Origin of the sequence: Arthrobacter sp. MW3 TE3886 (assembly GCF_041262145.1) — a bacterium.
Taxonomy (GTDB): Bacteria; Actinomycetota; Actinomycetes; order Actinomycetales; family Micrococcaceae; genus Arthrobacter.
Map to the genome: position 1 here is coordinate 941,481 of NZ_JBGCAN010000001.1, position 24,917 is coordinate 966,397.

Consider the following 24,917-nt stretch of genomic DNA (forward strand, 5'->3'; position numbering starts at 1 on the left):
GCCGGCCGCGTCGCTTCAGTGGTGCTCTGTGTGCCGTGGCCGGCGCTGTCCGTTGCTTGCATTGGTGCCCCCTGGGGTCCGCTCGTGGCTCTCCATCAACCCTAGCCGCCCGGAATCTTCCGGGCTATTCGTCCGTTGGGCAGGCGGAAGGAAACTTGAAAGCGCAAGTTCTCGGGTTTCTCCCCTAAAATGATGACGTTGCCACTGAGTGGACCGTCCCTGGCCGAACGACCCGAGGAACAAATGAGCCCCGCAAACGAACCCCGACTGTCTAAGGCAGAGCGCACTGCCGCGGCGCGCGAGAAAGCCCGCGAGATCCGCGAGGCGCAGCTGAAGAAGGAGAAGCGCAACAAGCTGCTGATCGGCTGGGGCATCGTTGCCGCCGTCGTCGCCATCATCGTGATTGTCGCGCTGGTTGTCACCTCCAACATCAAGAACAACGCCCCGGTTGCCGATGAGGGACCCACTCCGGCCAACGGCAACATCCACGGCGGTGTCACCCTGCTGGCGAACACCGAGGTTGCGAAGACCGATCCCGCAACCGTGAAGCTGTCCGATCTTCCGTCCGCTCCGGCCACGCCGCCGTCCCCGGTCACGGCCCCGGGCGCCGAGGCTGAGGCCGGCAAGCCGGTCAAGGTGGTCCTCTACATCGACTTCATCTGCCCCGTCTGCAAGAACTTCGAGGCGCAGTACAACGAGACGCTCACCAAGCTGCGTAACGAGGGCAAGATCAGCGTGGAGTACCGGCCGCTCGGATTCCTTGACAGCCGGTCCACCACGAACTACTCCTCCCGCGCGGCCAACGCCGCAGCCTGCGTGGTCAACGAATCCCCGGAGAAGTACTCGGCCTTCGTCGACCTGCTGTTCGCCAAGCAGCCGGCCGAAGGCAGCGCCGGACTCTCCGACAACGAGCTGAAGACGCTGGCCACCGACGTCGGGGCCAAGAGCATCGACCAGTGCGTGGATGGCAAGACCTACCGCCCGTGGGTGAAGCACACTACCCAGGAGGCAACGGTGATCGGCATAACCGGCACGCCCACTGTGTTCGTTGAAGGCAAGCAGTGGGGCGTCGGCGACAGCGCGCAGACCCCGTTCGACCAGTACCTGCAGGCCGCAGTCGACGCCAAGAAGTAACCGTCCACGGCACATGCCGTTGAAGGCCGCAGTAGGTGGCCGTGGTTGAATGCCCGGCCCCGGATCGTTCCGGGGCCGGGCCTTCGCTTTTGGCCTTCGCTTTTGGTCTTTGCTGTGGCCGTCGCTTTGGCCTTCGCTGTGCGGGAGGGGCGTTGCGCGTTTTCTCTGGGTTTTTCTCACCGGGCGTCGGTGGGCTAATCTTGTCTAGCGTCCTGACATCCGCGCCATTTTGTGGCCCGGAGTTGTGTCAGGAAGCAGGAATGCCTCCTTAGCTCAGTTGGCCAGAGCACCGCTCTTGTAAAGCGGGGGTCGTCGGTTCGAATCCGACAGGGGGCCCCACGAACCCCTCCTTTCCGGTGATTTTTCCCGGAACGGAGGGGTTTCTTGTGCGCGAAAACGGGGCGCGACACGCTTACAACACGCTTTGGAAAAGTACCGATGACCCCCGTCGCCATCGTGGCCGCATAGAAGAAAATATGCAGATAAGCAGCAAGTCCTTGGGACCGAATACGGACCAAGGCAAGCCGGTTCAATACATGACCACCGAGGAAGTGGCCGACTGGCTCCGGGTCGCACAGAAAACCCTCCGGAACTGGCGGTCTTCAGGACTCGGCCCCCCAACCGTCAAGTTCTATAGTGCCGTCCGTTACGAACGTGCGGCGGTCGAGGCATGGATCGACCAAATCTCGAAGGCGGCAGCCTGATGGGCAGGTCTAGCTTGCCCGTGGGGGCATGGGGCAGTGTGAGCGCCAAGAAGGACGCTTCATCGAGGTCCCGCCAGTAGTCGTCGATGCCAACGGAAATATGGTCACACCTGCCTTTAGCGGCGGAATTCGCCGGCAGACGTGGGACCAGTACGGAGGCGTCGTCCAACGTCTCATTCAGCCTCACCTTGGTGCCCTGAAAGTCAATGAAATCAGAACGTCTACTTGCGACCACTTTTTTCCCTCGCTCGTCGTGGATGGGAAGGGTTACACGAACGCTCGCTTGGCCAAGACGGTGCTGAAGCAGATCATGTCGTATGCCATTCGGCACGATTTTTATGCCGGAGGGAACCCAGTGGCCGAGGTCGACCGCTTGGGCAGACGCCGTAAGAAGCCCGTCGGGCTGAACGACTCTGAAATGGAGGAAGTACGTCAAGCGGTGCGAAGCTGGCGGCACGAGCCCGGACTGCCTGGTCCCCGTCCGACCAAGGCCCTGGCCGACATGGGCAAGGAATACGACAGGGTCACCGAGATCGTCATGATGGGCATGGAGTCGCTCTTGACGGGCACGAACGGTGGCCTGATCGGCGTCGGTAAGTCCGACCCGGACCGGGAATTCCGCGACTTTGTCTTGGGCGCCGTCGCGACCGCCGGCGGCCGGAACTCGCACGAGCGGCCCCGCCCGGCCTACCTGCAGTAGGACATCCGGGTGCGGACGCAGAAAGGCCCCGCCGTCAACTGACAGCGGGGCCTTCCTACTGAGAAATCTACCGGGGTTCGACTATCGGAGGACCCGGTTCAATGACACCGGCCTGCAGCGACAGCAGAGTGATGCCGACTGCCGCCGCCAGCAGAACCGATGCCAGCACGATGGCGATGATCCGGTTCCGGCCCGGTGTCTCACGGATAGCCAGGATCAGGCCGGTCGCAGACAGCGCCGCCGACACACCTGTTATGGGAAACACCGGGATGAGCATGAGGGCTGCTGCGGCGACCAGGAAATACGTCCATGCCGGGATGCGGCCGGCTTTAGGGGTTACCAGGGGTTGCATGATGTATCCGCTCCCGTTGATCCGTTCCAGTAGCCGAACAACCTCACACAGGGGTATGAGGACTGAACGTCCCAGCCGCCCACGCCGTAGATGAAGACGCGTTGTCCGACGATTCTAGCCGACCCGCCTGCAATGACGGAGTTGCTGTACGTCTGTCCGCCGTCGCGCCAACCAATCCAGAACGTCTCGCCCCAGGACCCGTTGAACCACTTGGAGTAGACGTATGACCCGTTGGTGCAGAAGCCGCCGCTGACCGTCAGCGTGTACAGCCAGGATCCGAAGACATTCCTCGCGACGGAGGACCGCGAGACGTTCCAGCAGCCGCTGGCCGCCATAAGCGTCATGGTCGGTCCGGTGCCGGCCGTGACCGGCGTCGAACCTGCTCCGGGTCCGGCCGCGGGTGTCGTGACTTCTGGCAGGACTTCGGTGCGGGTGACGGTATTGAAGGCTTTGAGGAGGGCCCGGTCTGAAGCGTTGAGCGCCTTTTCGGCAGCCTTGGGGTTGGCCGAGGACCCGACCTCACGCGAAATGCGCTCGGCCTTCTTGGCGTTCTCCGGAGTGGGGGCGACCGCCGTGTCCGTCGGTGCCGGCGGCGCCGCGGTTGCCGATGTCAGGCCACCGCCGAAGACCAACAGCGCGACCGCAAGCACTCGGGCGCAGGGTTTCTGGCCGGTGAGAACGTTCGGTGCCGGCGCGATGCGCCGCGGCCTCGACTGACCCCTCATCGACTGACCCCTCATCGACTGCTCCGTAGACGCCCTTTTGAACGCTCAAAAGGGCGTCTACGGAGCAGCCGACGGGGAAAACCAACGACGCCGGGCGGCCACCCAAGAAGGTGACCGCCCGGCGTCGTCAATCAGGAGCGTCCAGCGAAGGGCGGTGTGATCCGGCAGCGTGCGTAAAAGGGGCCCCGCGCCCCGAGCAGCCTCTTAGCCGCCAACAAGGCGCGGGGAATAGCACGCCGAGGATCAGCGCCGTCCGCGTTCGGCTGCTTCTCCACAAACTCGGCGCCAGGGCGCCTCGTTTCTGGAGCCTCTGCAGTCTCTCTTATTAAGCCAAGAGGGTTAGGCGCGGACGTCGCCGATGTTCGCCCGAACGCTACCAGCCGCTCTCGGCGAGGCGGTGCAGCTGTGGGATCTCGTCGACGTTGATGCCGACCATGGCCTCGCCCATGCCGCGCTTGACGCGCCTGCTGCCCTTAACGTTGTTGGCGGTTGCGGGCCGGAACGGCGTATCACACATGCGTGTTTCCGTGGCTGGTCGTGGCGGAGAGTTCCGTCGACGAAGCGGCGACCGTACCGGGTAACTCGTCAAAACAATTGAAGCTATAGAGATGGATGCCGTCGACAACGGGCTGGGCGGTCAGCTCGTTGATGAGTGTGCCGGGCGAGTAGCGTTCGCCGCTCAGGAGGCGGCGGGCGAGCGGTCGTTTCCCGCTAAGGAACCGCACGGACGTTCCGACGCCGATCTTCGTTGCCAGTGCAATCAGCCTGGTTCTCTGCACGGCCCCGGCAACCCCAGCCAGGACCGGAAGCGTGACCCCCTCGCGCCGCAGCATCGCCGTGTAGCTATGGATACTCTCCGCCGAGAAGCACATCTGGGTGACGACGTTAGAGGCAAGTTCCTGTTTGGCCAACAGCGATTCGAGCAGCTGCAGCGGGCCGATGCCGGCATGACCCTCCGGATACCCGGCGATCCCAACGGCCATCTGGCCGCCGCTGATGTCCGCGATCTCGCGCAGCAGCTCGCCGCCATTGGCGAAGGGACCCGCGGGCTGCGGGGCGTCACCGCCAACCGCGAACACTTCCGAGATGCCGGACCCACCACATTCCCGGATGATGCCGGCCAGCTGGGAGCGGCCCGCCAGGCTGCGGGCCGCGATGTGCGGCACCACGGTGTAGCCGAGCGAACTGAGCTGGGCGGCCGTGCGCATGGTCCGCCCGGTCCCGTGGTGAGGCAGACACGTGATGGTGAGCGTCGTGGTCAGCGGCACTGCCGCCTGGATCTTTTCGGCGATTCCCTCGGAAGGAATGATTTCAAGTCGTGTGGGAAACATTCTTGATCCTCTATGGATGTCAGGCGCCGGCGTGGGCGCCGATCAGCGAGCTGGCTTCCTGGCGGGTGCTTCCGGAGCTTTCGATGTGGGCGAGTTCGGCCGGGATTTCCCGGCCCTTCTTGCGCATCGCGGTGGCCCAGAGCCGGCCGGCGCGGTAGGAGGAACGCACCAGGGGTCCGGACATGACGCCCAGGAAGCCGATCTCGTCGGCTTCATTTTGCAGGTCCACGAATTCCTGCGGCTTGACCCAGCGGTCCACCGGCAGGTGCCGCTCGGAGGGGCGGAGGTACTGGGTGATGGTGATCAGGTCACAGCCGGCCTCGTGCAGGTCCCGCAGCGCCTCGGAGATTTCCTCGCGGGTCTCGCCCATGCCGAGGATCAGGTTGGACTTGGTCACCATGCCGAGCTTGCGGCCCTGGGTGATGACGTCCAGGGAGCGGTCGTAGCGGAACGCCGGGCGGATCCGCTTGAAGATCCGGGGCACGGTTTCGACGTTGTGGGCGAAGACCTCGGGCTTGGAGTCGCAGATCGCCTCGATGTGCTCGGGCTTGCCGGAGAAATCGGGGATCAGCAGTTCGACGCCGGTGCCCGGGTTGAGTTCGTGGATCTTGCGGACCGTCTCGGCGTACAGCCAGACGCCCTCGTCGGCGAGGTCGTCGCGGGCCACGCCGGTGACGGTGGCGTAGCGCAGCTGCATGGCCTGGACCGAGCGGGCCACCTTGGTGGGCTCGAACATGTCCACGGGGGAGGGCTTGCCGGTGTCGATCTGGCAGAAGTCGCAGCGCCGGGTGCATTCGGAGCCGCCAATCAGGAAGGTGGCTTCCTTGTCTTCCCAGCATTCGAAGATATTGGGGCAGCCGGCCTCCTCACACACCGTGTGGAGGCCCTCCTTCTTGACGAGGTTCTTGAGCTGGACGAACTCGGGGCCCATCTGGACCTTGGCCTTGATCCATTCCGGCTTCCGTTCCACCGGTGTGGCCGCGTTTCGCTGCTCAATGCGCAGCATCTTCCGGCCTTCTGGTGCCAGTGTCACAGTAGAGCTCCTTCTGGGCTGGACGGGCGGGGTGTTTCCGGGCAACTCCATGGTCGAGGCTTGGCCCCGGTCCCGTCTACGAATGAACTGTGCGGTTTTGCCAGTGTGTCTAGACAATCGTCCAAAGTCCGCCCACCGGAGCGGCTTTCATACATATGGATAAAGGGTATCGACAAAATTAACCAGGTTGCTGTAGTCAGCCGTTCAGGCCCTGCCGGATGATGAAGGACAACATCGCTGTGACCCCGGTCACGGCACAAGCGACACGCTTTTGATCTGCGGCGGGAGAGTCCTGCAAGCAAACTGATGCGGGCGCCGTAGGAGCAAATCCTCCCCAGGAATCTCTCAGGCCCACGTACCGCCGCGACGAGGCAACTCTGGAAAGTAGCTCGCTCTTCACCACGAAGGGCGAACTCACCGACGGTGCAAGCAGGCCCGTGTCTGCGGAATCTCTCAGGTCCACGACAGAGCGGGGAGGAACGTGATCCACAGCCGTGTCCTGCGGGCCGGCCCGACCCTGGAGTTCCATATGACCGTTCACTCCCATCCCTCTGCCTTCGCAGACCGTCACATCGGCGCTCGCCGCCAGACCGACATCGACACCATGCTCAAGGCGATCGGCTACGACAGCGTTGATGGCCTCGTGGACACTGCCGTGCCCGACTCCATCCGCCAGCAAAGGCCGCTCAACCTGGGCGGCGCGCTGAGCGAGGTCGAGGTGCTGGCGGAGCTGCGCCGCCTGGCGTCCAAGAACAAGACGGCGGTGCAGATGATCGGCCAGGGCTATTACGACACGGTGACGCCGCCGGTGATCCGCCGCAACATCCTTGAGGCCCCGGCCTGGTACACCGCGTACACCCCATACCAGCCGGAGATCTCCCAGGGCCGGCTTGAGGCGCTGCTGAACTTCCAGACCATGGTCCAGGACCTCGTCGGCCTTCCGGTCGCGAATGCTTCCCTGCTGGATGAAGCCACTGCGGTTGCCGAGGCCGTGCTGCTGATGCGCAGGGCAAATAAGGCCGCAGGACAGAACGCAGGTGCCCGCGACGGCAAGACCGTCCTCGACGCCGACTGCCTGCCGCAGACCATCGCGATCGTCAAGGGCCGCGCCGAGGCCCTCGGCTTCGAGGTCGAGGTCGCTGACCTCTCCAAGGGCCTGCCCGAGGGCGTCATCAACGGCGTCGTGCTGCAGCAGCCGGGCGTCTCCGGCCGCGTGTTCGACCACACCGCCGTGATCGCCGACGCCAAGGAACGCGGTGCCCTGGTCACCGTGGCAGCGGACTTGTTGGCCCTGACCCTGATTACTCCTCCGGGCGAGCAGGGCGCGGACATCGCCGTCGGCTCCGCCCAGCGCTTCGGCGTGCCGCTGTTCTTCGGCGGCCCGCACGCGGCCTACATGGCCGTGCGTCAAGGCATGGAACGCACGCTCCCGGGCCGCATCGTCGGTGTCTCCAAGGACTCCGCCGGCGTTCCCGCCTACCGCCTGGCCCTGCAGACCCGCGAGCAGCACATCCGCCGCGAGAAGGCCACCTCCAACATCTGCACCGCCCAGGCCCTGCTGGCCATCGTCTCCTCGATGTACGCCGTTTACCACGGCCCCGACGGGCTGAAGGCGATCGCGGAAACGGCACACAGCCATGCCCGTTGGCTTGCCGTGTCCCTCCAGGCTGCGGGTATTGAGGTGCTGCACAAGAGCTTCTTCGATACCGTGACAGTTTCGGTGCCGGGGAAAGCCAACCAGGTGATCGCAGCCGCCGCGGCCAAGGGCATTAACCTGCGCTTGATCGACAACGATCTCGTCGGGGTTTCCATCGACGAAAGAACGACAACCGAGACCATGCAGGCGGTCATGTCGTCCTTTTCCATTGTCGCCGCCTACGGCGCGAGGCTGATCGGAGATGCGGGCAGCTCTACGGGCAGTTTTGGCCTGGACCCTGCCGTGGAGCGCACCTCCGACTACCTCCAGCACCCGGTGTTCAACACCCACCGTTCCGAAACCCAGCTGCTGCGCTACATCCGCCGCCTTTCGGACCGTGACCTGGCCCTGGACCGCACCATGATCCCGCTGGGTTCGTGCACCATGAAGCTGAACGCCACGGCCGAGATGGAAGCCATCTCCTGGCCGGAGTTCGCCTCCATCCACCCCTTCGCCCCGGAATCCCAGACCGCCGGCTGGCGTGAACTGATCGAGGACCTCGAGGCCCAGCTGACCGAGATCACGGGCTACGACCAGGTCTCCATCCAGCCCAACGCCGGCTCCCAGGGCGAGCTCGCCGGGCTGCTGGCGATCCGCGGCTACCACCTCTCCCGCGGTGACGTGCAGCGCAACATCTGCCTGATCCCGGCCTCGGCCCACGGCACGAACGCGGCCTCCGCGGTGCTGGCCGGCATGAAGGTCGTGGTCGTGGCCACCGCCTCCGACGGCACGATCGACCACGCGGACCTGACCGCCAAGATCGAGCTGCACAAGGACGCCCTGTCCTGCATCATGATCACCTACCCCTCCACGCACGGGGTGTACGACGCCGACGTCCGCGAGGTCTGCGACGCGGTCCACGCCGCCCGGCGGCCAGGTCTACATCGACGGCGCCAACCTCAACGCCCTGGTCGGACTGGCCCAGCCGGGCATGTTCGGCGGCGACGTCTCGCACCTGAACCTGCACAAGACCTTCTGCATCCCGCACGGCGGCGGCGGACCCGGCGTCGGCCCGGTCGCAGCCAAGGCGCACCTGGCACCGTTCATGCCGGGCAACGCGGCGGACCCGGCCAACGGCGCCGACGGCACCCCGATCTCCGCCTCCCGCTACGGCTCGGCCGGCGTCCTGCCGATCTCCTGGGCCTACGTGAAGCTCATGGGCGGCCGCGGACTCACCGAGGCCACCAAGTCGGCCCTGCTGGCGGCGAACTACATCGCGGCCCGCCTGAACGACTCCTTCCCGGTGCTCTACATGGGCGCGGGTGGCCTGGTGGCGCACGAGTGCATCCTGGACCTGCGCGAACTCACGGCCAAGACCGGCGTGACCGCCGAGGATGTGGCCAAGCGCCTGATCGACTACGGCTTCCACGCCCCCACGCTGGCGTTCCCGGTGGCCGGCACCCTGATGGTGGAGCCCACCGAATCCGAGGACCTGGTGGAGATCGACCGTTTCATTGAAGCGATGATCACCATCCGGAAGGAAATCGACCAGGTGGCCCACGGCGACTTCACCGTGGAGCACAGCCCGCTGCGCAACGCACCGCACACCGCTGCCGCCGTCGTCGGCTCTGACTGGAACCGCGCATACCCGCGCGAGCAGGCGGCGTTCCCGGTCCTCCACCTGAAGCAGGACAAATACTTCCCGCCCGTCGGCCGCATCGACGGCGCCGCCGGCGACCGCAACCTGATCTGCTCCTGCCCACCCCTCGAGGCCTTCGAGGAAAGCCCAGCAGCTTTCCAAGACAACACCGCAGCGTTCGAAAACTAGAGGATTGAACCAATGACTGAGAACTACACCGCTCTCTACGAGCAGCACAAAAAAGCCGGCGCCGCCTTCACGGACTTCGGTGGCTGGCAGATGCCGCTCAAGTACGAGTCGGAACTTGCAGAGCACCACGCCGTCCGCAACTCCGCTGGCCTGTTCGACCTCTCCCACATGGGCGAAGTCTGGGTCACTGGCCCCGACGCCGCAGCCTTCCTGGACTACGCCCTCGTGGGCAAGATCTCCGCGATGGCCATCGGCAAGGCCAAGTACTCGCTGATCTGCAACACCGACGGTGGCATTATCGACGACCTCATCACCTACCGCCGTGGCGAGCAAAAGTTCCTCGTGGTCCCCAACGCGGGCAACGCCAAGATAGTCGCCGCGGCCCTCGCTGAGCGGGCCGGTTCCGGCAAAGAAGGCGGGTTCGACGTCACCGTTCAGGACGCGTCCGCAGAGACCTCACTGATCGCGGTCCAGGGACCCAAGGCGCAGGAAATCCTGCTCCGCCTGGTCCCCGCCGCGCAGCACGAACTCGTCACCGACCTGAAGTACTACGCCGCAGTGGACGTCCCGTTCATGTTCGGCGGCGCCAGCCAGGACCTCCTGCTGGCCCGCACCGGCTACACCGGTGAAGACGGCTTCGAGATCTTCGTCGCGAACGACGACGCCGCCGCCCTCTGGCAGGCACTCGTCGCCATCGCCGAGGACGGCGAGCTGACCCCCGCCGGGCTCGCGTCCCGCGACTCGCTGCGCCTCGAGGCCGGCATGCCGCTCTACGGCAACGAGCTCTCCCTCGAAGGCGAACCGTTCGCCGCCGGCCTGGGCCCCGTCGTCGCGCTGTCCAAGGAAGGCGACTTCATCGGCAAGGCCGCCCTCGCCGCCAAGAAAGAAGCCGGCGCCGGCACCACCACGGGCCGCAAGCTCGTCGGGCTCAAGGGCCTCGGACGCCGGGCCGGCCGCGGCCACTACCCGGTCCTCAAGGACGGCAACGTCGTCGGCGAAGTCACCTCCGGCCAGCCCAGCCCGAGCCTCGGTTACCCGGTCGCGATGGCCTACGTCGACGTCGAATTCACCGAACCCGGCACCGCACTGGACATCGACCTCCGCGGCAAGGCCGAGCCCTTCGAAGTGGTCGCACTGCCTTTCTACAAGCGCCAAAAGTAGGTCCCCTCGGGTCGCCTTTTTGGCCCTTCGGGGCCGACGGCAAACAAGCTTTACGAACCAGCAGAAAGAAGGATTTGAGATGAGCAAAGTAGTTGCTGAACTGAAGTATTCGGCCGAGCATGAGTGGGTTGCCACAGATGGGGCGGGCCCCGCGGGTATTGGTATTTCCGCCGTGGCCGCGGACGCCCTCGGGGACATTGTGTACGTGGACCTGCCGGAGGTCGGGTCGACGGTGACCGCGGGGGAGACCTGCGGCGAGGTTGAGTCGACTAAGTCCGTTTCGGACCTGTACGCTCCGGTGACGGGCGAGGTCACCGAAATCAACCCGGCGGTCGTCGATGATCCCTCCCTGATCAACAGCGATCCGTACGGCGCCGGGTGGCTCTTCAAGGTGGCGGTCGCTGAAGAGGGCCCGCTGCTCTCGGCCCAGGAGTACGCTTCCAAGAACGGCGGCGAACTGTGAGCGCGGCGCAGGTAACCACGTTTGAGCAGGTTGTTTCCCCGAGTCTGGACGCGGACCTGTCGGCGCTGGATCCGGAGATCGCCGCGAAGATCGACGCCGAACTGTCCCGTCAGCGGGACGGGCTGGAGATGATCGCCTCGGAGAACCACACCGCCAGGGCTGTCATGCAGGCGCAGGGTTCGGTGCTGACGAACAAGTACGCCGAGGGTTACCCGGGCAAGCGCTATTACGGCGGCTGCGAGCACGTTGATGTGATCGAGCAGCTCGCGATCGACCGGGTCAAGGCCCTGTTCGGCGCCGGGTACGCGAACGTCCAGCCGCACTCGGGCGCGCAGGCCAACGCCTCGGTGATGCATGCCCTGATCCGGCCGGGCGACACGATTATGGGCCTGAACCTGGCGCACGGCGGGCACCTGACGCACGGCATGAGGATTAACTTCTCCGGCCGGCTCTACAACGTGATCCCGTACCAGGTCCGTGAAGAGGACCACCGGATCGACATGGCCGAGGTCGAGCGCCTGGCCCTGGAGCACAAGCCGGCGCTGATCGTGGCCGGCTGGTCGGCGTATGCCCGCCAGCTCGACTTCGCGGAGTTCCGCCGGATCGCGGACTCGGTGGGCGCCTACCTGATGGTGGACATGGCCCACTTCGCCGGGCTCGTCGCGGCCGGGTTGCACCCCTCACCGGTGCCGCACGCGCACGTGACGACCTCCACGACGCACAAGACCCTCGCCGGTCCGCGCGGCGGCATCATCCTGTCCAACGACGCCGAGATCGCCAAGAAGATCAACTCGGCGGTGTTCCCCGGCCAGCAGGGCGGACCGCTCGAGCACGTCATCGCCGGGAAGGCGGTGGCGTTCAAGATCGCCGCGTCCGCGGAGTTCAGGGAACGCCAGGAACGTGTCCTCGCCGGCGCCCGGATCCTCGCCGAGCGCCTGGTCCAGCCCGACGTGACCGCGAAGGGAATCAACGTGATCTCCGGCGGCACCGACGTCCACCTGGTCCTCGTGGACCTGCGCCACTGCGAGCTCAACGGTCAGGAAGCCGAGGACCGCCTCGCGGCGATCGACATCACCGTCAACCGCAACGCGGTCCCGTTCGACCCGCGCCCGCCGATGGTGACCTCGGGGCTGCGGATCGGCACCCCCGCGCTGGCCACCCGCGGTTTCGGCGGGGCGGCCTTCGCCGAGGTTGCCGATATCATCGCCGAGGCGTTGACCGCCGACGCCGGCGCCGACCTGTCCGGTCTGCGCTCGAGGGTTCAGGCCCTCGCCGCCGCCCACCCGCTCTACCCCTCGGTTGATAACCTCGCCTAAGGGACGTATGACAGAAGTAGACGCAGTACAGACGTAGACGCAGTGCAGCAGTAGACGCAGTGCAGATCACGACGCCGGGCCGCCGCCACAAGCTGCCGCCCGGCGTCGTGACTCCGGCGGCACTGCCGCTTACCGGCGGCCGCACCGCCTTCCGGCAGGACCCTCTGCCGGGCCACAGCAAGACCTAGTTAGGAACCGACAATGGCTGTTGGAGTCTTCGACCTCTTTTCCATCGGAATAGGGCCGTCCAGCTCGCACACGGTGGGGCCCATGCGGGCCGCCGCCGTCTTCGCCGAGGAACTCAAAGCCTCCGGAGACCTGGAGAAGGTGGCGTCGCTGCGCGTGGACCTGTACGGTTCCCTGGCCGCCACCGGGCACGGCCACGGCACCATGACCGCGATCCTGCTCGGCCTGGAGGGCTTCCACCCCGAGCTGATCCTGCCCGAGGAAGTCGAGGAACGGCTCGCCGCGATCGCCGAAACCGGGAAACTGCAGCTGGCCGGCTCCGTGCAGCTGCCCTACGGGGTGAAGGACATGATCCTGCGCCCCCTGACCATCCTGCCCCGGCACACCAACGGCATGACGTTCACGGTTTCCGGCGCCGACGGCGAAGTCCTGCACACCGCCACGTTCTTCTCCGTCGGCGGCGGCTTCATCGTCCGCGAGGGCGAGGAGGACGCGGCGCTGAAGGAACTCGACGAATCGAAGAAGGAACTGCCCCTGCCGTTCCGCACCGCCGCGGAACTGCTGGGCCGCTGCCAGTCCAAGGGCCTCTCGATCGGCGAGATCATGTTCGTCAACGAGCGCGCCTCCCGGACCGAGGAAGAGATCCGCGACGGGCTGCTGCACATCTACTCCGTGATGGAGGGCTGCGTCGAGGTCAGCCTCAAACGCGAGGGGCTGCTGCCCGGCGGGCTCAAGGTCCGCCGCCGGGCCCCGGACTGGCACAAACGCCTCATGAAGGAAACCCTCGGCCAGGACCCCGACTTCCGGGACCCGAAGTACTGGCAGGAATGGGTCAACCTGATCGCGCTGGCCGTGAACGAGGAAAACGCCTCCGGCGGGCGCGTGGTCACCGCCCCCACCAACGGCGCCGCCGGCATCATCCCGGCCGTGCTCTACTACGCCCTGCACTTCGCCCCCGGCATGGACAAGGCCACCCAGGCCGACCGCGACGAGACGATCGTCAAGTTCCTGCTGACCGCGGGCGCGATCGGGGTGCTCTACAAGGAACAGGCCTCCATCTCCGGTGCGGAGGTCGGCTGCCAGGGCGAGGTGGGCTCGGCGTCCTCGATGGCGGCCGCCGGCCTGGCCGAGGTCATGGGCGGCACGCCCCAGCAGGTGGAGAACGCCGCGGAAATCGCGATGGAACACAACCTGGGCCTGACCTGCGACCCGATCGGCGGGCTCGTGCAGGTCCCCTGCATCGAACGCAACGCGATCGCCGCCGCCAAGGCCATCAACGCCGCCAAGATGGCGCTCTGGGGCGACGGCACACACCGGGTCTCCCTCGACGAGGTCATCGTCACCATGCGCGAAACCGGCAAGGACATGAGCTCCAAATACAAGGAAACCGCCATGGGCGGCCTCGCCGTCAACGTCGTGGAGTGCTGACCTCAGCCGACGGCAGGCGCCGCGGATTGTCGTGCAGGTCCATGGCTTCATGGATCTGCAGGGCAAACCACAGTTGCGCCAGCGTGGAGGTTTCGGTCATATCAAGGCCTGTCAGCTCACTGATCTTTCGGATGCGATAGATGATGGTCTGCCGATGCGCGAACAGGGCGGCCGCCGTCTTCTGCCAGGACCGTTGCGTGTCGAGGAACGTCTTGAGCGTGACGATCAGGTCCCCGTTTTCCCGCTGTTCGTACTCGAAAATGGGTCCGAGGAGCCGCTGGACCAGGGCGTTGCCTTCCTCAAAGCTGGTAAGCCCTAGCCACGAAGGTCCCTCGGCATAGCGGACCAACGGCTCGCCGGTGCTTGATGCGGTCCCAAGTGCCCACATTGATTCCTGAAGTGCTCTCTGCACACCAGCGGCCGTGGACGGCCGGCTGATTCCGATCCTGACGTCCAAGGGAACCGTGTGTCGCAGCAGATCATCGGTGCAGTCTGTTGCGACGGCCAAATGGATTGTGTCGAATCTGCGCTGGCACGCCGTCGGGTAGCCGTGTCGCCAAAGATCAACGTGGATCCCTGCCAGGCGCTCACCGTCGTCGCTGGACATGGAGATGATGAGGAATTCCCGTGACGGAATTCCGAACTCAGGCAGCCGGCTTTCAATGTCGGCTATGCCCAGGCGCCCGTCAAAGGCCTGCAAAAGGAACTCCGCACCCAGCCGGCGCTGGTTCTCGAGGGACAGCACCGTCCGCGACAGCTCGAGTCCCAGGACTGTGGCCGCATGGAGCAGGACTACCGCGTCCGGGAGCGGTTCGGATTTCGGCAGCACCACCAGAAGCGCATTGGCGTGAGTCGGAATATCCATCATCAGAAGGTGGCCTTCCCCCAAGCGATGCCACTGGAACTTCTTGCTTGCCACCGGTGACTTGCTGGTCAGCGGTTCCAGCTGCCGCCTGAGGCCCGGCGGCAGCGGCTGGCCTCCGGGGTGCCAGGCGTGCAGGCACCGTCGATCAATGACGAAGAGGCTGGCGTCGAGTTCAGCTTCGATACCCAGGATCAGTCCCAGCCAGTTGTCCTCAGATGGACCCGCCAGCCGCAGCAGGTCATAAATACGGGCCGTCTGGCGCAGCCTGCGGGACTCCTCAAGCAACGAAGACTCAGCGACCGAACGTGCGATGGCGATGAACGGAAGCGGGTAGGGGATGCTGATGACCGGCAACGGCAAGCGGTCACAGGCTTCGAGGAACTCGGGACAGAGTTCAGGGGCATGCATCTGCTCGCCGATCGCCAGGGCACTCGCACCTGCGTTGACCAGTGCCTCGGCAAGCTCAACCTGCCCCTCGGGATCGGCCGGAATGGAGAGCCCGTTAGTCATCATGAGCTCGCCGCCGGTGACCCATTCCCACAGGCGCGGGAGGTCCGAGGTGTGGGCCCAGGTGACCCGGTTGCCCAGGCCGGCGGAGCCCGCCAGAAGGCTCAATCCCAGCTGGGGTTCGGCAAGCAGTTCGGCCACGGTGATCGCCATGCGCGGTTCCTGTTCATGAGTCCGGAGGCCGTCCCCAGGCCGCTTATACATATGTATAAGCCTCTCGGCTGTTTGTAGTCAATCGGCGGATATACCGCGTGACGCCGATCACTAATAGTTAAGGCATAGACCTCAACCGGCGCAGGAAGAAATTGCCAGGCCGACTGAAACCAGAGCAACCGGAGGACCCCAGTCATGACCACGCACAAGCCAATCGGCCCCGTCGACGCAACAAAAGTTCCCCGCTACGCGGGCCTGGGCACCTTTGCCCGGCTTCCTCAGATTGACCGCGTCCCGGACTATGACATTGCGATCGTTGGTGTCCCGTTCGACGGCGGTACCTCCTACCGTCCAGGGGCCCGCTTCGGTCCGGCTGCTGTCCGTGAAGCGTCGCGGCTCCTGCGCCCCGGCTACCACCCGGAGCTCGACGTCGAGCCCGTCTACGAAGCCCAGGTTGTGGACGCCGGCGACATCGCCTGCACCCCCTACGACATCGCCCGCGCAGTCCGCGAGATCGAGGAGCAGGCCCTCCCGCTCCTTGGCGACGCCGGCTCCGGCAAGAGGCTCATCTCCATCGGCGGCGACCACACCATTGCGCTCCCGATGCTGCGGGCCTTGAACAAGGTCCACGGCCCCGTGGCACTGCTCCACTTCGACGCACATCTGGACACCTGGGACACCTATTTCGACCAGCCGGTCACGCACGGAACCATCTTCCGCCGGGCCTTCGAGGAAGGCCTCCTGGTCGAGGACAAGTCGATGCACGTCGGCATCCGCGGCCCGGTTTACGACCGCAACGATTTCCTTCGCGACCACGAGTTCGGCTTCCAGATCATCCGCTGCTCGGACCTGGACGTCATCGGGGTTCCGGCCGCGATCCAGCGGGTCAAGGAGCGGCTGGGCGACACCCCGGTCTATGTCTCCATCGACATCGATGTCCTGGATCCGGCCTACGCCCCGGGGACCGGCACTCCGGAAATGGGCGGGCTCCACTCCCGCGAACTGCTGGCGCTGCTCCGCGGACTGAATGGCATCAACATCGTGGGCGCCGACGTCGTCGAGGTCGCTCCGGCCTATGACCACGCAGACATCACCACAGTCGCCGCGGCGACGCTCGTCTTTGACCTCCTCGCACTGATGGTGAACCGCAGCAAGGCCACCGCCAACGTCACCGAGGAGCTGCAAGCGGCCACCGTCTGAACCATAACTGCTGGGCTCTCGCACCTGATTTATACATATGTATGAACAGGTCTACGGCAACTATTCAATCGCCGGATTACCACTGTGACAAAAGTCACGAATGATTGATACATCAGATCCCGTGCTCGACGAAGCGCCGGGACAGAACAAAGAGGTTCCCATGAACTCCAGGAACGCATCATGAACGCTCGACCCACCCACGCCGTCACAGCCGAAGTACCCCGGCTCGAGGACAAGACCATTCAACCCATCCCGGCCCACGAACGCCACGGAAAAGCACGGGACCTCTTCACCATCTGGTTCGGTTCCAACATCATGATCATGACAATCGTGACCGGGGGACTCGCGACGACGGTGTTCGGGCTCAGCTTTGTGCCGGCAATCGTCGGAATCATCGTTGGGAACCTCGTCGGTGGCATTTTCATGGCACTGCATTCGGCCCAGGGCCCGCAGCTGGGCGTGGCGCAGATGATTCAGACCCGCGGCCAGTTCGGTTCGTACGGGGCGCTGCTGATCGTGGTCATCGTGGTGATCATGTACGTCGGTTTCTTCGCGGCGAACCTCGTCTTTGGCGGCCAAGCACTGGCCGCCGTCACCCCGGGCATCAGCGTTGATGCGGGCATCATTGTCATTGGCGTCGTGAGCGTCGTGGCCACCATCTTCGGCTACCGGCTCATCCACGCCTATGCACGCTTCTTGAGCGTCGTGGCCGGTCTGGCGCTGGTGCTGGCCTTCGTCTGGATCCTGGCGGTCTACGGATTGCCGGCCAGCTTCATGGACCAGGGAAACTTCAACTGGGTCGGCTTCATGGCCACCATCTCGGTCTCCGCGCTATGGCAGCTCGCCTACGCTCCCTACGTCTCTGACTACTCCCGCTACATGCCCCAGGGCACCGGTTCGGCCCCGGCGTTCTGGGCCTCCTACTCAGGCTGCGTCTTGGGAACACTCTTCCCGATGGTCTTGGGAGCCCTGGTGGGAACGCTCGCACTGGCCCTGATCAACGATGGCAGCAGCGTCGAAATAGTCGGGAGCCTGGGAGCCATGCTCGGGCCCTGGACCATGGTGATCATCGGAATCTTCTGCCTCGGCGTTGCGGCGTCAAACGCGATGAACCTCTATTGCGGGGTCCTGTGCACCCTCACCATTGGGCAGACGTTCAGGCCGGCCTGGTTGCCCCACGCCAAGACCCGAACCATAGCGGCGATCCTCATCTTCACCCTCGCCCTCTTGATCGCGCTGTTCGCCCGCGACAATTTCATCTTCTTCTACACGAACTTCCTCTCCTTCCTGATGTACGTCCTGGTTCCCTGGACGGCCATCAACCTGGTCGATTACTACCTCCTGCGGCACGGCGAGTACCGGGTTGAAGACTTCTTCAAGCGCGACGGCGGGGTTTACGGAAGGTTCAACTGGGTTGCGATCGGAGCCTACGTTGCCGGCGCACTGATCCAGGTTCCGTTCTCGGCCACGGCGATGTTCACAGGACCCGCCGCCGCAGCGATGAACGGCGTGGACCTCTCCTGGATTGTCGGTCTGGTGGTTGTTGCACCTCTGTACTACTTCGCGGCACGTGTGTTCCGGAAAACGCCGGAAGCCGCCCCCTTTCAGTCTCCCGCATTCGCAACTGACCTGATTGAGGCGGAGCGGGCGTAACGCACGCTCCGCGCATCCCGGGCACGTACCGCCCACCCCCACACCAGACTCCCGGCGCCGCGATCGGCGCAGAAACAAAGGCAAAAAATCATGACACTCACTGACCTCGAGCGGTTCACAGTCCGACGCTCTGCAGCGGAGCAAAGCAGCACCAGTTTCTTGCCACCCGTTTTGCCTCCGACGGGGCACTTCATCGGTGGATCGTTTGTCCTCGGTTCCGCGACCCGGCTGATCGACGTCGTGGACCCCACCACGGAACAGGTCATCGCGTCGGTTCAGGCCGGCACGGCCGCGGATGTGGACGTTGCGGTTGAAGCAGCCGTGGCGGCCCAAAAGTCCTGGGGTACCACGACACCGAAGGAACGCTCCGAGGTGCTCTCCCTGATCGCCAACATCATTGAAGCCAACCGTGAAGCCTTCGAAATCATCGAGTCCGCCAACACCGGTAAGCCGCGAACCGTCGCGGAGGACGATGTCTCCAGCACCATCGATACGTTCCGATTCATGGCCGGTGCTTCCCGCACACTGACCTCCATGGCAGGCGGCGACTACGCCACCGGACACACCTCGGTCATCCTCAGGGAACCCGTCGGCGTCGTCGGCGTCATCACCCCTTGGAACTACCCGCTGCTGATGGCTGCCTGGAAGATCGCGCCCATCCTCGCCGCCGGAAACAGCATCGTCCTCAAGCCCTCGGAACAGACGCCGCTCTCGACGCTGAAGCTGGCAGAGCTTGTCGCCGGACGCATCCCCGATGGAATCCTCAACGTCGTGACAGGAAAAGGCCGAACCGTCGGGCAGCGACTCTCCGAACACCCTGATGTGGCGCTCATTGCGTTGACGGGTAGCGTCGTCAGCGGACAGGCAGTGGCGGAGACCGCGGCCAAGTCTGTCAAGCGCGTCCACCTGGAACTCGGCGGCAAAGCCCCGGTTGTCGTCTTCCCCGACGCCGACCTCCGCGCGGCCGCCGCCGGCGTGCGAAACGCCGGCTTCTGGAATGCGGGCCAGGACTGCGGCGCCGCCTGCCGGGTGCTCGTGCACGAGTCCGTGGCCGAGGAGTTCACCGCACACCTGGTAGGCGAAGTCAGCACGCTCGTCGTCGGCGCTCCGGGCGCAGGGGAGGACGTGGAAATCGGTCCCATGATTTCGCGCCCGCACTTCGAACGCGTCAAGGAAGCTCTTGCCGAGGCAAAGGCTGCGGGGCTTCAGGTGGCCATCGGCGGCTCGGCCTTGGACGGCCCCGGTTACTTCATTGAACCCACCGTAATCAGCAACGTCCCGGCCGGGGCGCATATTGCTACCCACGAAATCTTTGGCCCCGTGGTCACCGTGGAGTCCTTCCGCTCCACTGAAGAGGCCATCACCCGGGCAAACGAGAGTCCCTACGGCCTTTCCGCCTCGGTATGGACGCGGGATTCGAGCCTCTCGCTCAGGGTTCCGAAGCAACTCGATTTCGGCACCGTCTGGGTCAATTCGCACCTGGTGTTGGCCTGCGAGGTTCCCTGGGGCGGATTCAAGGGATCCGGCTACGGCCGCGACCTCTCGCTGTATGCCTTGGACGATTACTCCCGCACCAAGCACGTCATGATCAACCACGGCGCATGAGCCTTAAGACCAGCATCGGAGCTCAGCAATGACCACCACGAATCATCACCACACCGCGTCGTCCGCCCGTGCCGCAACGCCGTCCGCTCCCTTCGGAACCGACGTAACGTGGACCAATTGGGGCGGAAACCAGAGCGCCACGCCAGCCTTCACCGTCCGGCCGCGGAATGAACAGGAGGCCCTCGACGCCGTCCGGTTCGCCATCCGGGAAGGCCTGCCAGTACGCGCGGTCGGCTCAGGGCATTCGTCCTCTCCGCTTGTTCAGACGGGCGGCGTCCTGATGGACATGTCCGCACTCTCGGCAATCACCGGAACCGACCTCGTGCGGCGCCGCGCACGGGCCCTGGCCGGCACCACCATCAACGCCTTTGGCGATCCGCTGTGGGAGCAGGGGCTGGCACTGGGCAACCAGGGCGACATCGACAAGCAGCAGATCGCCGGGGCACTGGCGACCAGCACGCACGGCTCCGGAAAGAACCTGGGCAGCTTCTCATCAGCCCTTCGCTGGGTCCGGCTGATCAACGGCTACGGCGAAATCGTCGAAATCGGTGAGGGGCAACTCCCGCGAACTCAGGGCAGCCCAGGTCGCCCTCGGGACCCTCGGAATTTTCCTGGAGGTCGAACTGGCGGTCGAGGACCGCTATTACCTGCAGGAGCAGATCACGTATCCCACCTGGGCAGAGACCGCGGCAACCTGGCAGGCCGATATCGACGGGAACAGGCACTACTCGTTCCTCTGGTGCCCGGACAACGGTTCCTGTGAGCTCCTGGACCTGCCCGGATCGCCGGGCCAGAGCATGGCAAACCGCAGCTACACCAAGCGGTACAACATCGCCGACGTCCAGGACGAGCGCGAAATTTCCGGCACGGAGGGCGCCCGGCTGGACCGGTCGTACCGCATCTACCCGGGCGGATTCACCACACCGTTCCACGAACTCGAGTACTTCGTTCCCAGCGAACACGGCCTGGCGGCCGTCGAGGCTGTCCAGGACCTGATCCGCACCAAGCACTCCGATCAGAAGTACCCCGTTGAGGTCCGCTGGGTGAAAGCCGACGAGGGCTATATGTCACAGTTCCAGGGACGCGACACCACCGTCATCACGCTGACCACCGAACCTGGGACCGACTACTGGCCCTTTTTCCGGGACGCCGATGCGGTGCTGCAGGAATTCGAGCCACGTGCACACTGGGGCAAGATCCACTTCATGACCAGAAGCCGCCTGGAGCGTCTCTACCCGGAGCTCGACACCTTCATCCAAATCCGCCGGGAATTCGACCCCCGCGGGATGTTCCTCAACGACCACACGCGGGCCCTCGTGGGCTAACCACCAATTCGACGCGGGAAGAGACGACATGAGCCATTTTCAGGACAGGGCCTACCTTGTCGCCGGAGCCAGCTCCGGCATCGGTCTCGCGACCACTCGAGCCCTTCTGGCGCACGGTGCCAAAGTTGCGGCAGTAGGGCTGCCTGACCGGTTGCTTGATGATGCAAAACGCCAGCTGACGGGCGCTGTGATCTTCATCGAAGCCAACGTGGCTGAGTCCGTGCAGGTCGATACCGCCTTCGCCCAGGCCGAAGCTGAACTCGGACCACTGAGCGGTGCCTTCAACGCTGCAGGGATCTCCAGCGTGGCGCCGATCGCCGAAACGTCCGACGAGCTGTGGCAAAGGCTGATCCAGGTGAATTTGACCGGCACTTTCCACTTCGCCAGGGCAGCGGCGCGAACGCTCACATCCAGCGGCGGCGGATCGCTGGTCTGCACTGCCAGCGAGCTGTCACTGGTCGGCCAGACGGGCTACTCCGCGTACACCGCCACCAAGGGCGGCGTGCTTTCGATGATGCGGTCCTTGGCCGCCGAACTAGCTCCCGCCGGCGTCCGGGTCAACGCACTCTCGCCGGGCACGACGGATACGCCTATGCTCGCGGCCGAGTTCGCGAACGAAGAAGAGAGAGCTCGAGACGAAGCTTCAGTACCGCTTGGCCGATTCGCCCTGCCGGAGGAGATTGCAGCCGCGGCGCTGTGGCTACTGGGTCCTGAGTCCTCGTATGTCACGGGAACAAACCTGGTGGTCGACGGTGGTCGAACGACAACCTTCCCGCTTGGGCATTGACCCCCATCCAACACATGTGCTGAAAGGCAAAATCACATGAGCTCTGTCCTGGTCACAGGTGGTGCCGGATTCACCGGCCGCCACATAGTCAACGAACTCTCCGACGCCGGTCATCAAACCGTCAGCTACAACCGGGACTTCCTCGAGGCGCCGCGCCCAGATGTCATGTCCGTTCAGGGCGAGCTCTTCGATATCCCTCGTCTCCTCGAGGTTCTCAAGGAGCACGACGTGGACACCATCGTCCATACCGCCGCAATATCCCACCCGACGTATTCGCTGAGCTTTCCCTTGGCAACCTTTGCTGCCAACGTCGAGGGAACTGTGGCGGTTTTCGAGGCGGCACGGCTCCACGGCGTCAAACGGATCGTTTTCTTCTCTTCCGAGTGCGTGTACGGAAAAACCTCAGCGCCAGTGGTTCTCGAATCGGAGCCCGTAAATCCCACGACGCCGTACGCCGTAACGAAGGTTACCGGGGAATGGCTCGGCCAGGTCTACGGCTACAGGTTTGGCATCGACGTTATCTCCCTGCGCATCGGCCAGGTTTACGGACCCGGAAACCGGATGGACGAAGTCATGCGGGACATCATGCGCGGCGTGGTCCGTGACGGTTCATTCTCGCTCGACCACGGTGCCGATCACCGCTACAACCTGGTCTACGTCCGCGACGTCGCTCTTGCCGCGCTGGCAGCAGTCCAGGCACCGCAAACAGCCTCAGCCAGGCCCCTGGCTTACAACATCTCCGGCAGCGAATACTGGACACTGAGCGACGTCGTCAAAGAAGTCCGATTGGCGTTCCCGGACGCCACCGTGGAGATCGGGCCCGGGACGGATCCAACCTTGGACTTGCAGGGCCACTTCAGCATCGCTTCCGCGGCCACGGACCTAGGCTACGAATCGGCCTGGCCGCTGCAGCGGGCCCTCGGCGATTATGCAGACTGGCTCTCCGGCCATGACTTCTGACCTTGTAAAGGGAGGATGGAGGCAGGGGGCGGCGTGCGTTGCCGCGTTGACGTTCGACGTCGACGCCGAGTCCCCCATCCTGGCGGCCGGCCGCCGCTATGCCGGGAACGCGATGGCGATGACGCACCAGGCGTTTGGACCCAAAGTGGGGGTTCCCCGGATTCTCCAAATGTTGGAAGAGGTCCAGCAGCCGGCGACATTCTTCATTCCAGGGGTAACTGCGGAACGATATCCCCGCATGGTTGAACAGGTCCTGGAATCGGGGCACGAGATCGCGCACCACTCACACACTCACCGGACCGCGGTGAACATGAGTTTCGACGATGAACGCGCCGACTTCGACCTGGCGCTTGCCTCACTCGGGCGCTTCGGCATTACTCCAAAGGGGCACCGCGCCGCGCTGTGGGAGCCCTCTTGGCAGACGCCGACGCTCGTAGCTGAGTACGGGCTCAAATACGATTCCAGCCTGATGGACGCGGACGTGCCGTATCTCATTGAAACCCCCGCAGGAACGGTTGCGGAGCTTCCCCCGCATTGGAGCCTGGACGACTGGGAGCAGTATGCCTTCCTTCCTGAACCCAGGATCGGTGAAATCATCCAGTCGCCTCTGGTGGTCGCTGATATGTGGATTCACGAGATCGACGCAATGCGACGTCACGGAGCGCTATTCATGCTCACGTGCCACCCGTTTCTCACTGGACGGGCAGGACGGCTGGAAGCCCTGCGGACGGTTATCGAAACGGCGCTGGAACGCGGCGACGTCCGCTTCTCGACGTGCGAAGCGCTCGCGGACGCGGCCCTCGGCGACCCGGAAATGATTGCCGAGCCCCTCAACCCCGTTACCGCATCCGCGGAGCTCTACCCGGACTACTGAACTGGCCAGTAGTCCCATCAATACCAGTAGTCCCATCAATAGGTGCAGGGCCCCACCGGCTTAGAGCGATGCGTAGATCCTGCCGGCTACTGTCAGTTGGCCGTTCGTTTGGTAGAGGGCCGAAGGGCCCAAACACGGATCGGAGGGCCCCTTGGCATACCACGCGAACCGTTCAACGAACGGCATCGCCCGCATCCCGGCGACAGCAGCCCGCATGAAACTGTGCACTTCGCTTCGGGTGTACCGGGAGGGGCGCGAGGGGGTCGCAGACCAGTCCGCGACGGAAAATTCGGTAACCCACACGGGCCTTTCATACTTGTCGTGCAGATTCCGGACCTTCGAAAGGAAGCTCTCAGCATTTGGCCAGCCGTAGCTGTGCATCGTCATGAAGTCCACGCGCAGGTTGGCCCTGGCCGCCTTGGTCATGAACTTATCCAGCCACGGGCTGGTCGCGCTGACGGTGCACGGGGACCCCAGTCTCAGGCCGGTGGACTGGAGCAGGGGCCATAGACGGATGGCCTCGTCAACGGACATGTTGGCCTGGCTGGAATAGTCAGGCTCGTTGAAGCCGAGAAGGTTCTTGGTCCTCGTCACGGGAAGCTGGCGGATCACCTCGCCGACAGAATCATTCCGGATCAGGGCTTTTCCGCTCCAGACCATCGGGACGAATCCTGGGTTGGTGGTGACGGTATATGTCGATCCCCACGAGTAGTACCAGCTGGCGTTGAGGTCCCGGATCTGCCGAAGCGCCAGTGCGTCTGTGCCTCCGCGGGCTGCGCCCTTGAGCGCCAGGGGCCGGGGAACCACCGCGGAGGCAGGGGCCGCGGAAAGGACGCCCGGAAGAGTCAGGGCGGCCAGCGGTAAGGCGAGAAATGTCCGGCGTTCCATTGTATTCCTTCTCTCGATGCGAAGCGGGTCGAGACCAGGATCTGACGCGAGTCACGCTACGCCGTCGTATCGGTGTTAGGAAGATTCGTTCGGCCCTATTCGC

Annotated in this window: 22 protein-coding genes, 1 tRNA gene, 2 pseudogenes and 1 riboswitch; of the genes and pseudogenes, 18 read left to right on the top strand and 7 right to left on the bottom strand. The window is 64.6% G+C overall.

Annotated elements, in window-relative coordinates; translation table 11 throughout:
• Positions 1-243 precede the first annotated feature (243 nt).
• From ABH915_RS04345 to ABH915_RS04360, 4 genes are all read left to right on the top strand, one after another.
• A complete protein-coding gene (locus tag ABH915_RS04345; protein ID WP_370118172.1) occupies positions 244-1,134 on the top strand; it encodes a DsbA family protein in 891 nt (296 codons plus the stop codon).
• Positions 1,135-1,396: 262 nt separating this feature from the next.
• Positions 1,397-1,473: transfer RNA gene (locus tag ABH915_RS04350), tRNA-Thr, on the top strand.
• A 197-nt stretch (positions 1,474-1,670) separates the two neighbouring features.
• Positions 1,671-1,838 carry a helix-turn-helix domain-containing protein gene (locus tag ABH915_RS04355; RefSeq protein WP_370124932.1) on the top strand — a complete coding sequence of 56 codons (168 nt, stop codon included), beginning with the start codon at positions 1,671-1,673 and terminating at the stop codon, positions 1,836-1,838.
• 373 nt (positions 1,839-2,211) lie between these two features.
• Positions 2,212-2,538 carry a hypothetical protein gene (locus tag ABH915_RS04360; RefSeq protein ID WP_370118175.1) on the top strand — a complete coding sequence of 109 codons (327 nt, stop codon included), beginning with the start codon at positions 2,212-2,214 and terminating at the stop codon, positions 2,536-2,538.
• A gap of 67 nt (positions 2,539-2,605) precedes the next feature.
• Here the strand turns inward: ABH915_RS04360 and ABH915_RS04365 are convergent, their stop codons facing one another.
• The 5 genes from ABH915_RS04365 to lipA all read right to left on the bottom strand — a co-directional run bounded on the left by ABH915_RS04365 (position 2,606) and on the right by lipA (position 5,979).
• Entirely contained in the window at positions 2,606-2,890 is a 285-nt protein-coding gene (locus ABH915_RS04365; protein ID WP_370118178.1) for a hypothetical protein, read from the bottom strand.
• Entirely contained in the window at positions 2,875-3,540 is a 666-nt protein-coding gene (locus ABH915_RS04370) for a hypothetical protein (protein WP_370118181.1), read from the bottom strand. Before ABH915_RS04370 ends, ABH915_RS04365 begins: the two co-directional genes overlap by 16 nt.
• Before the next feature lie 448 nt (positions 3,541-3,988).
• Positions 3,989-4,132 carry a hypothetical protein gene (locus ABH915_RS04375; RefSeq protein WP_370125058.1) on the bottom strand — a complete coding sequence of 48 codons (144 nt, stop codon included), beginning with the start codon at positions 4,130-4,132 and terminating at the stop codon, positions 3,989-3,991.
• Positions 4,125-4,946 carry a methylenetetrahydrofolate reductase gene (locus ABH915_RS04380; RefSeq protein ID WP_370118184.1) on the bottom strand — a complete coding sequence of 274 codons (822 nt, stop codon included), beginning with the start codon at positions 4,944-4,946 and terminating at the stop codon, positions 4,125-4,127. Before ABH915_RS04380 ends, ABH915_RS04375 begins: the two co-directional genes overlap by 8 nt.
• Before the next feature lie 19 nt (positions 4,947-4,965).
• Positions 4,966-5,979, bottom strand: a complete 1,014-nt coding sequence (lipA, locus tag ABH915_RS04385; RefSeq protein WP_370118187.1) for a lipoyl synthase — start codon at positions 5,977-5,979, stop codon at positions 4,966-4,968.
• 272 nt (positions 5,980-6,251) lie between these two features.
• Positions 6,252-6,350, top strand: a riboswitch (glycine riboswitch).
• A 158-nt stretch (positions 6,351-6,508) separates the two neighbouring features.
• Between lipA and gcvP the strand changes: the two are divergent.
• The 6 genes and pseudogenes from gcvP (at position 6,509) to ABH915_RS04415 (ending at position 13,997) form a co-directional block, all read left to right on the top strand.
• Positions 6,509-9,443 (top strand): annotated as a pseudogene (gene gcvP / locus ABH915_RS04390) (aminomethyl-transferring glycine dehydrogenase).
• Positions 9,444-9,455: 12 nt separating this feature from the next.
• Complete coding sequence (gcvT, locus tag ABH915_RS04395; protein ID WP_370118190.1) at positions 9,456-10,604, top strand: glycine cleavage system aminomethyltransferase GcvT; 1,149 nt, start codon at positions 9,456-9,458, stop codon at positions 10,602-10,604.
• 79 nt (positions 10,605-10,683) lie between these two features.
• The gene (gcvH, locus tag ABH915_RS04400) at positions 10,684-11,067 is read left to right on the top strand and encodes a glycine cleavage system protein GcvH (protein WP_370118193.1); all 384 of its coding nucleotides are present in this window, start codon (positions 10,684-10,686) and stop codon (positions 11,065-11,067) included.
• Positions 11,064-12,383, top strand: coding sequence for a serine hydroxymethyltransferase (gene glyA, locus ABH915_RS04405; RefSeq protein ID WP_370118196.1), 1,320 nt, complete (start codon positions 11,064-11,066; stop codon positions 12,381-12,383). Before gcvH ends, glyA begins: the two co-directional genes overlap by 4 nt.
• 59 nt (positions 12,384-12,442) lie before the next feature.
• Positions 12,443-12,571, top strand: a complete 129-nt coding sequence (locus ABH915_RS04410) for a hypothetical protein (RefSeq protein ID WP_370118199.1) — start codon at positions 12,443-12,445, stop codon at positions 12,569-12,571.
• A gap of 13 nt (positions 12,572-12,584) precedes the next feature.
• On the top strand, positions 12,585-13,997 hold the full coding sequence (locus ABH915_RS04415; RefSeq protein ID WP_370118202.1) for an L-serine ammonia-lyase: 1,413 nt from the start codon (positions 12,585-12,587) through the stop codon (positions 13,995-13,997).
• Here the strand turns inward: ABH915_RS04415 and ABH915_RS04420 are convergent.
• Positions 13,978-15,522 carry a PucR family transcriptional regulator gene (locus ABH915_RS04420; protein WP_370118205.1) on the bottom strand — a complete coding sequence of 515 codons (1,545 nt, stop codon included), beginning with the start codon at positions 15,520-15,522 and terminating at the stop codon, positions 13,978-13,980. The genes ABH915_RS04415 and ABH915_RS04420 overlap by 20 nt on opposite strands.
• A 195-nt stretch (positions 15,523-15,717) precedes the next feature.
• Here ABH915_RS04420 and speB point away from each other — a divergent pair, with 195 nt between their 5' ends.
• From speB to ABH915_RS04460, 8 genes and pseudogenes are all read left to right on the top strand, one after another.
• Positions 15,718-16,722 carry an agmatinase gene (gene speB, locus ABH915_RS04425; RefSeq protein ID WP_018775842.1) on the top strand — a complete coding sequence of 335 codons (1,005 nt, stop codon included), beginning with the start codon at positions 15,718-15,720 and terminating at the stop codon, positions 16,720-16,722.
• A 180-nt stretch (positions 16,723-16,902) separates the two neighbouring features.
• Positions 16,903-18,375 carry a cytosine permease gene (locus tag ABH915_RS04430; RefSeq protein WP_370118208.1) on the top strand — a complete coding sequence of 491 codons (1,473 nt, stop codon included), beginning with the start codon at positions 16,903-16,905 and terminating at the stop codon, positions 18,373-18,375.
• Between the two features lie 90 nt (positions 18,376-18,465).
• A complete protein-coding gene (locus ABH915_RS04435) occupies positions 18,466-19,980 on the top strand; it encodes an aminobutyraldehyde dehydrogenase (protein WP_370118211.1) in 1,515 nt (504 codons plus the stop codon).
• Between the two features lie 28 nt (positions 19,981-20,008).
• Positions 20,009-20,467, top strand: a pseudogene (locus tag ABH915_RS04440) (FAD-binding protein); the annotation flags it as partial.
• 61 nt (positions 20,468-20,528) lie between these two features.
• Complete coding sequence (locus ABH915_RS04445; RefSeq protein ID WP_370118214.1) at positions 20,529-21,305, top strand: D-arabinono-1,4-lactone oxidase; 777 nt, start codon at positions 20,529-20,531, stop codon at positions 21,303-21,305.
• Between the two features lie 28 nt (positions 21,306-21,333).
• On the top strand, positions 21,334-22,092 hold the full coding sequence (locus ABH915_RS04450; protein WP_370118217.1) for an SDR family NAD(P)-dependent oxidoreductase: 759 nt from the start codon (positions 21,334-21,336) through the stop codon (positions 22,090-22,092).
• A 36-nt stretch (positions 22,093-22,128) separates the two neighbouring features.
• A complete protein-coding gene (locus ABH915_RS04455; protein WP_370118220.1) occupies positions 22,129-23,052 on the top strand; it encodes an NAD-dependent epimerase/dehydratase family protein in 924 nt (307 codons plus the stop codon).
• Positions 23,042-23,926, top strand: coding sequence for a polysaccharide deacetylase (locus tag ABH915_RS04460; protein ID WP_370118223.1), 885 nt, complete (start codon positions 23,042-23,044; stop codon positions 23,924-23,926). Before ABH915_RS04455 ends, ABH915_RS04460 begins: the two co-directional genes overlap by 11 nt.
• A gap of 60 nt (positions 23,927-23,986) precedes the next feature.
• On the opposite strand, the gene ABH915_RS04465 is transcribed toward ABH915_RS04460, so the two are convergent.
• A complete protein-coding gene (locus ABH915_RS04465; protein ID WP_370118226.1) occupies positions 23,987-24,814 on the bottom strand; it encodes a glycosyl hydrolase in 828 nt (275 codons plus the stop codon).
• Between the last annotated feature and the right edge of the window lie 103 nt (positions 24,815-24,917).

Coding starts and splice junctions, on each gene's coding strand:
- ABH915_RS04380 (WP_370118184.1), bottom strand. CDS start 4,946: ATGTTTCCCACACGACTTGAAATCATTCCTTCCGAGGGAATCGCCGAA.
- ABH915_RS04420 (WP_370118205.1), bottom strand. CDS start 15,522: ATGGCGATCACCGTGGCCGAACTGCTTGCCGAACCCCAGCTGGGATTG.
- ABH915_RS04460 (WP_370118223.1), top strand. CDS start 23,042: ATGACTTCTGACCTTGTAAAGGGAGGATGGAGGCAGGGGGCGGCGTGC.
- ABH915_RS04415 (WP_370118202.1), top strand. CDS start 12,585: ATGGCTGTTGGAGTCTTCGACCTCTTTTCCATCGGAATAGGGCCGTCC.
- ABH915_RS04365 (WP_370118178.1), bottom strand. CDS start 2,890: ATGCAACCCCTGGTAACCCCTAAAGCCGGCCGCATCCCGGCATGGACG.
- ABH915_RS04375 (WP_370125058.1), bottom strand. CDS start 4,132: ATGTGTGATACGCCGTTCCGGCCCGCAACCGCCAACAACGTTAAGGGC.
- gcvT (WP_370118190.1), top strand. CDS start 9,456: ATGACTGAGAACTACACCGCTCTCTACGAGCAGCACAAAAAAGCCGGC.
- ABH915_RS04450 (WP_370118217.1), top strand. CDS start 21,334: ATGAGCCATTTTCAGGACAGGGCCTACCTTGTCGCCGGAGCCAGCTCC.
- ABH915_RS04345 (WP_370118172.1), top strand. CDS start 244: ATGAGCCCCGCAAACGAACCCCGACTGTCTAAGGCAGAGCGCACTGCC.
- gcvH (WP_370118193.1), top strand. CDS start 10,684: ATGAGCAAAGTAGTTGCTGAACTGAAGTATTCGGCCGAGCATGAGTGG.
- ABH915_RS04430 (WP_370118208.1), top strand. CDS start 16,903: ATGAACGCTCGACCCACCCACGCCGTCACAGCCGAAGTACCCCGGCTC.
- ABH915_RS04465 (WP_370118226.1), bottom strand. CDS start 24,814: ATGGAACGCCGGACATTTCTCGCCTTACCGCTGGCCGCCCTGACTCTT.
- speB (WP_018775842.1), top strand. CDS start 15,718: ATGACCACGCACAAGCCAATCGGCCCCGTCGACGCAACAAAAGTTCCC.
- ABH915_RS04435 (WP_370118211.1), top strand. CDS start 18,466: ATGACACTCACTGACCTCGAGCGGTTCACAGTCCGACGCTCTGCAGCG.
- ABH915_RS04455 (WP_370118220.1), top strand. CDS start 22,129: ATGAGCTCTGTCCTGGTCACAGGTGGTGCCGGATTCACCGGCCGCCAC.
- ABH915_RS04355 (WP_370124932.1), top strand. CDS start 1,671: ATGACCACCGAGGAAGTGGCCGACTGGCTCCGGGTCGCACAGAAAACC.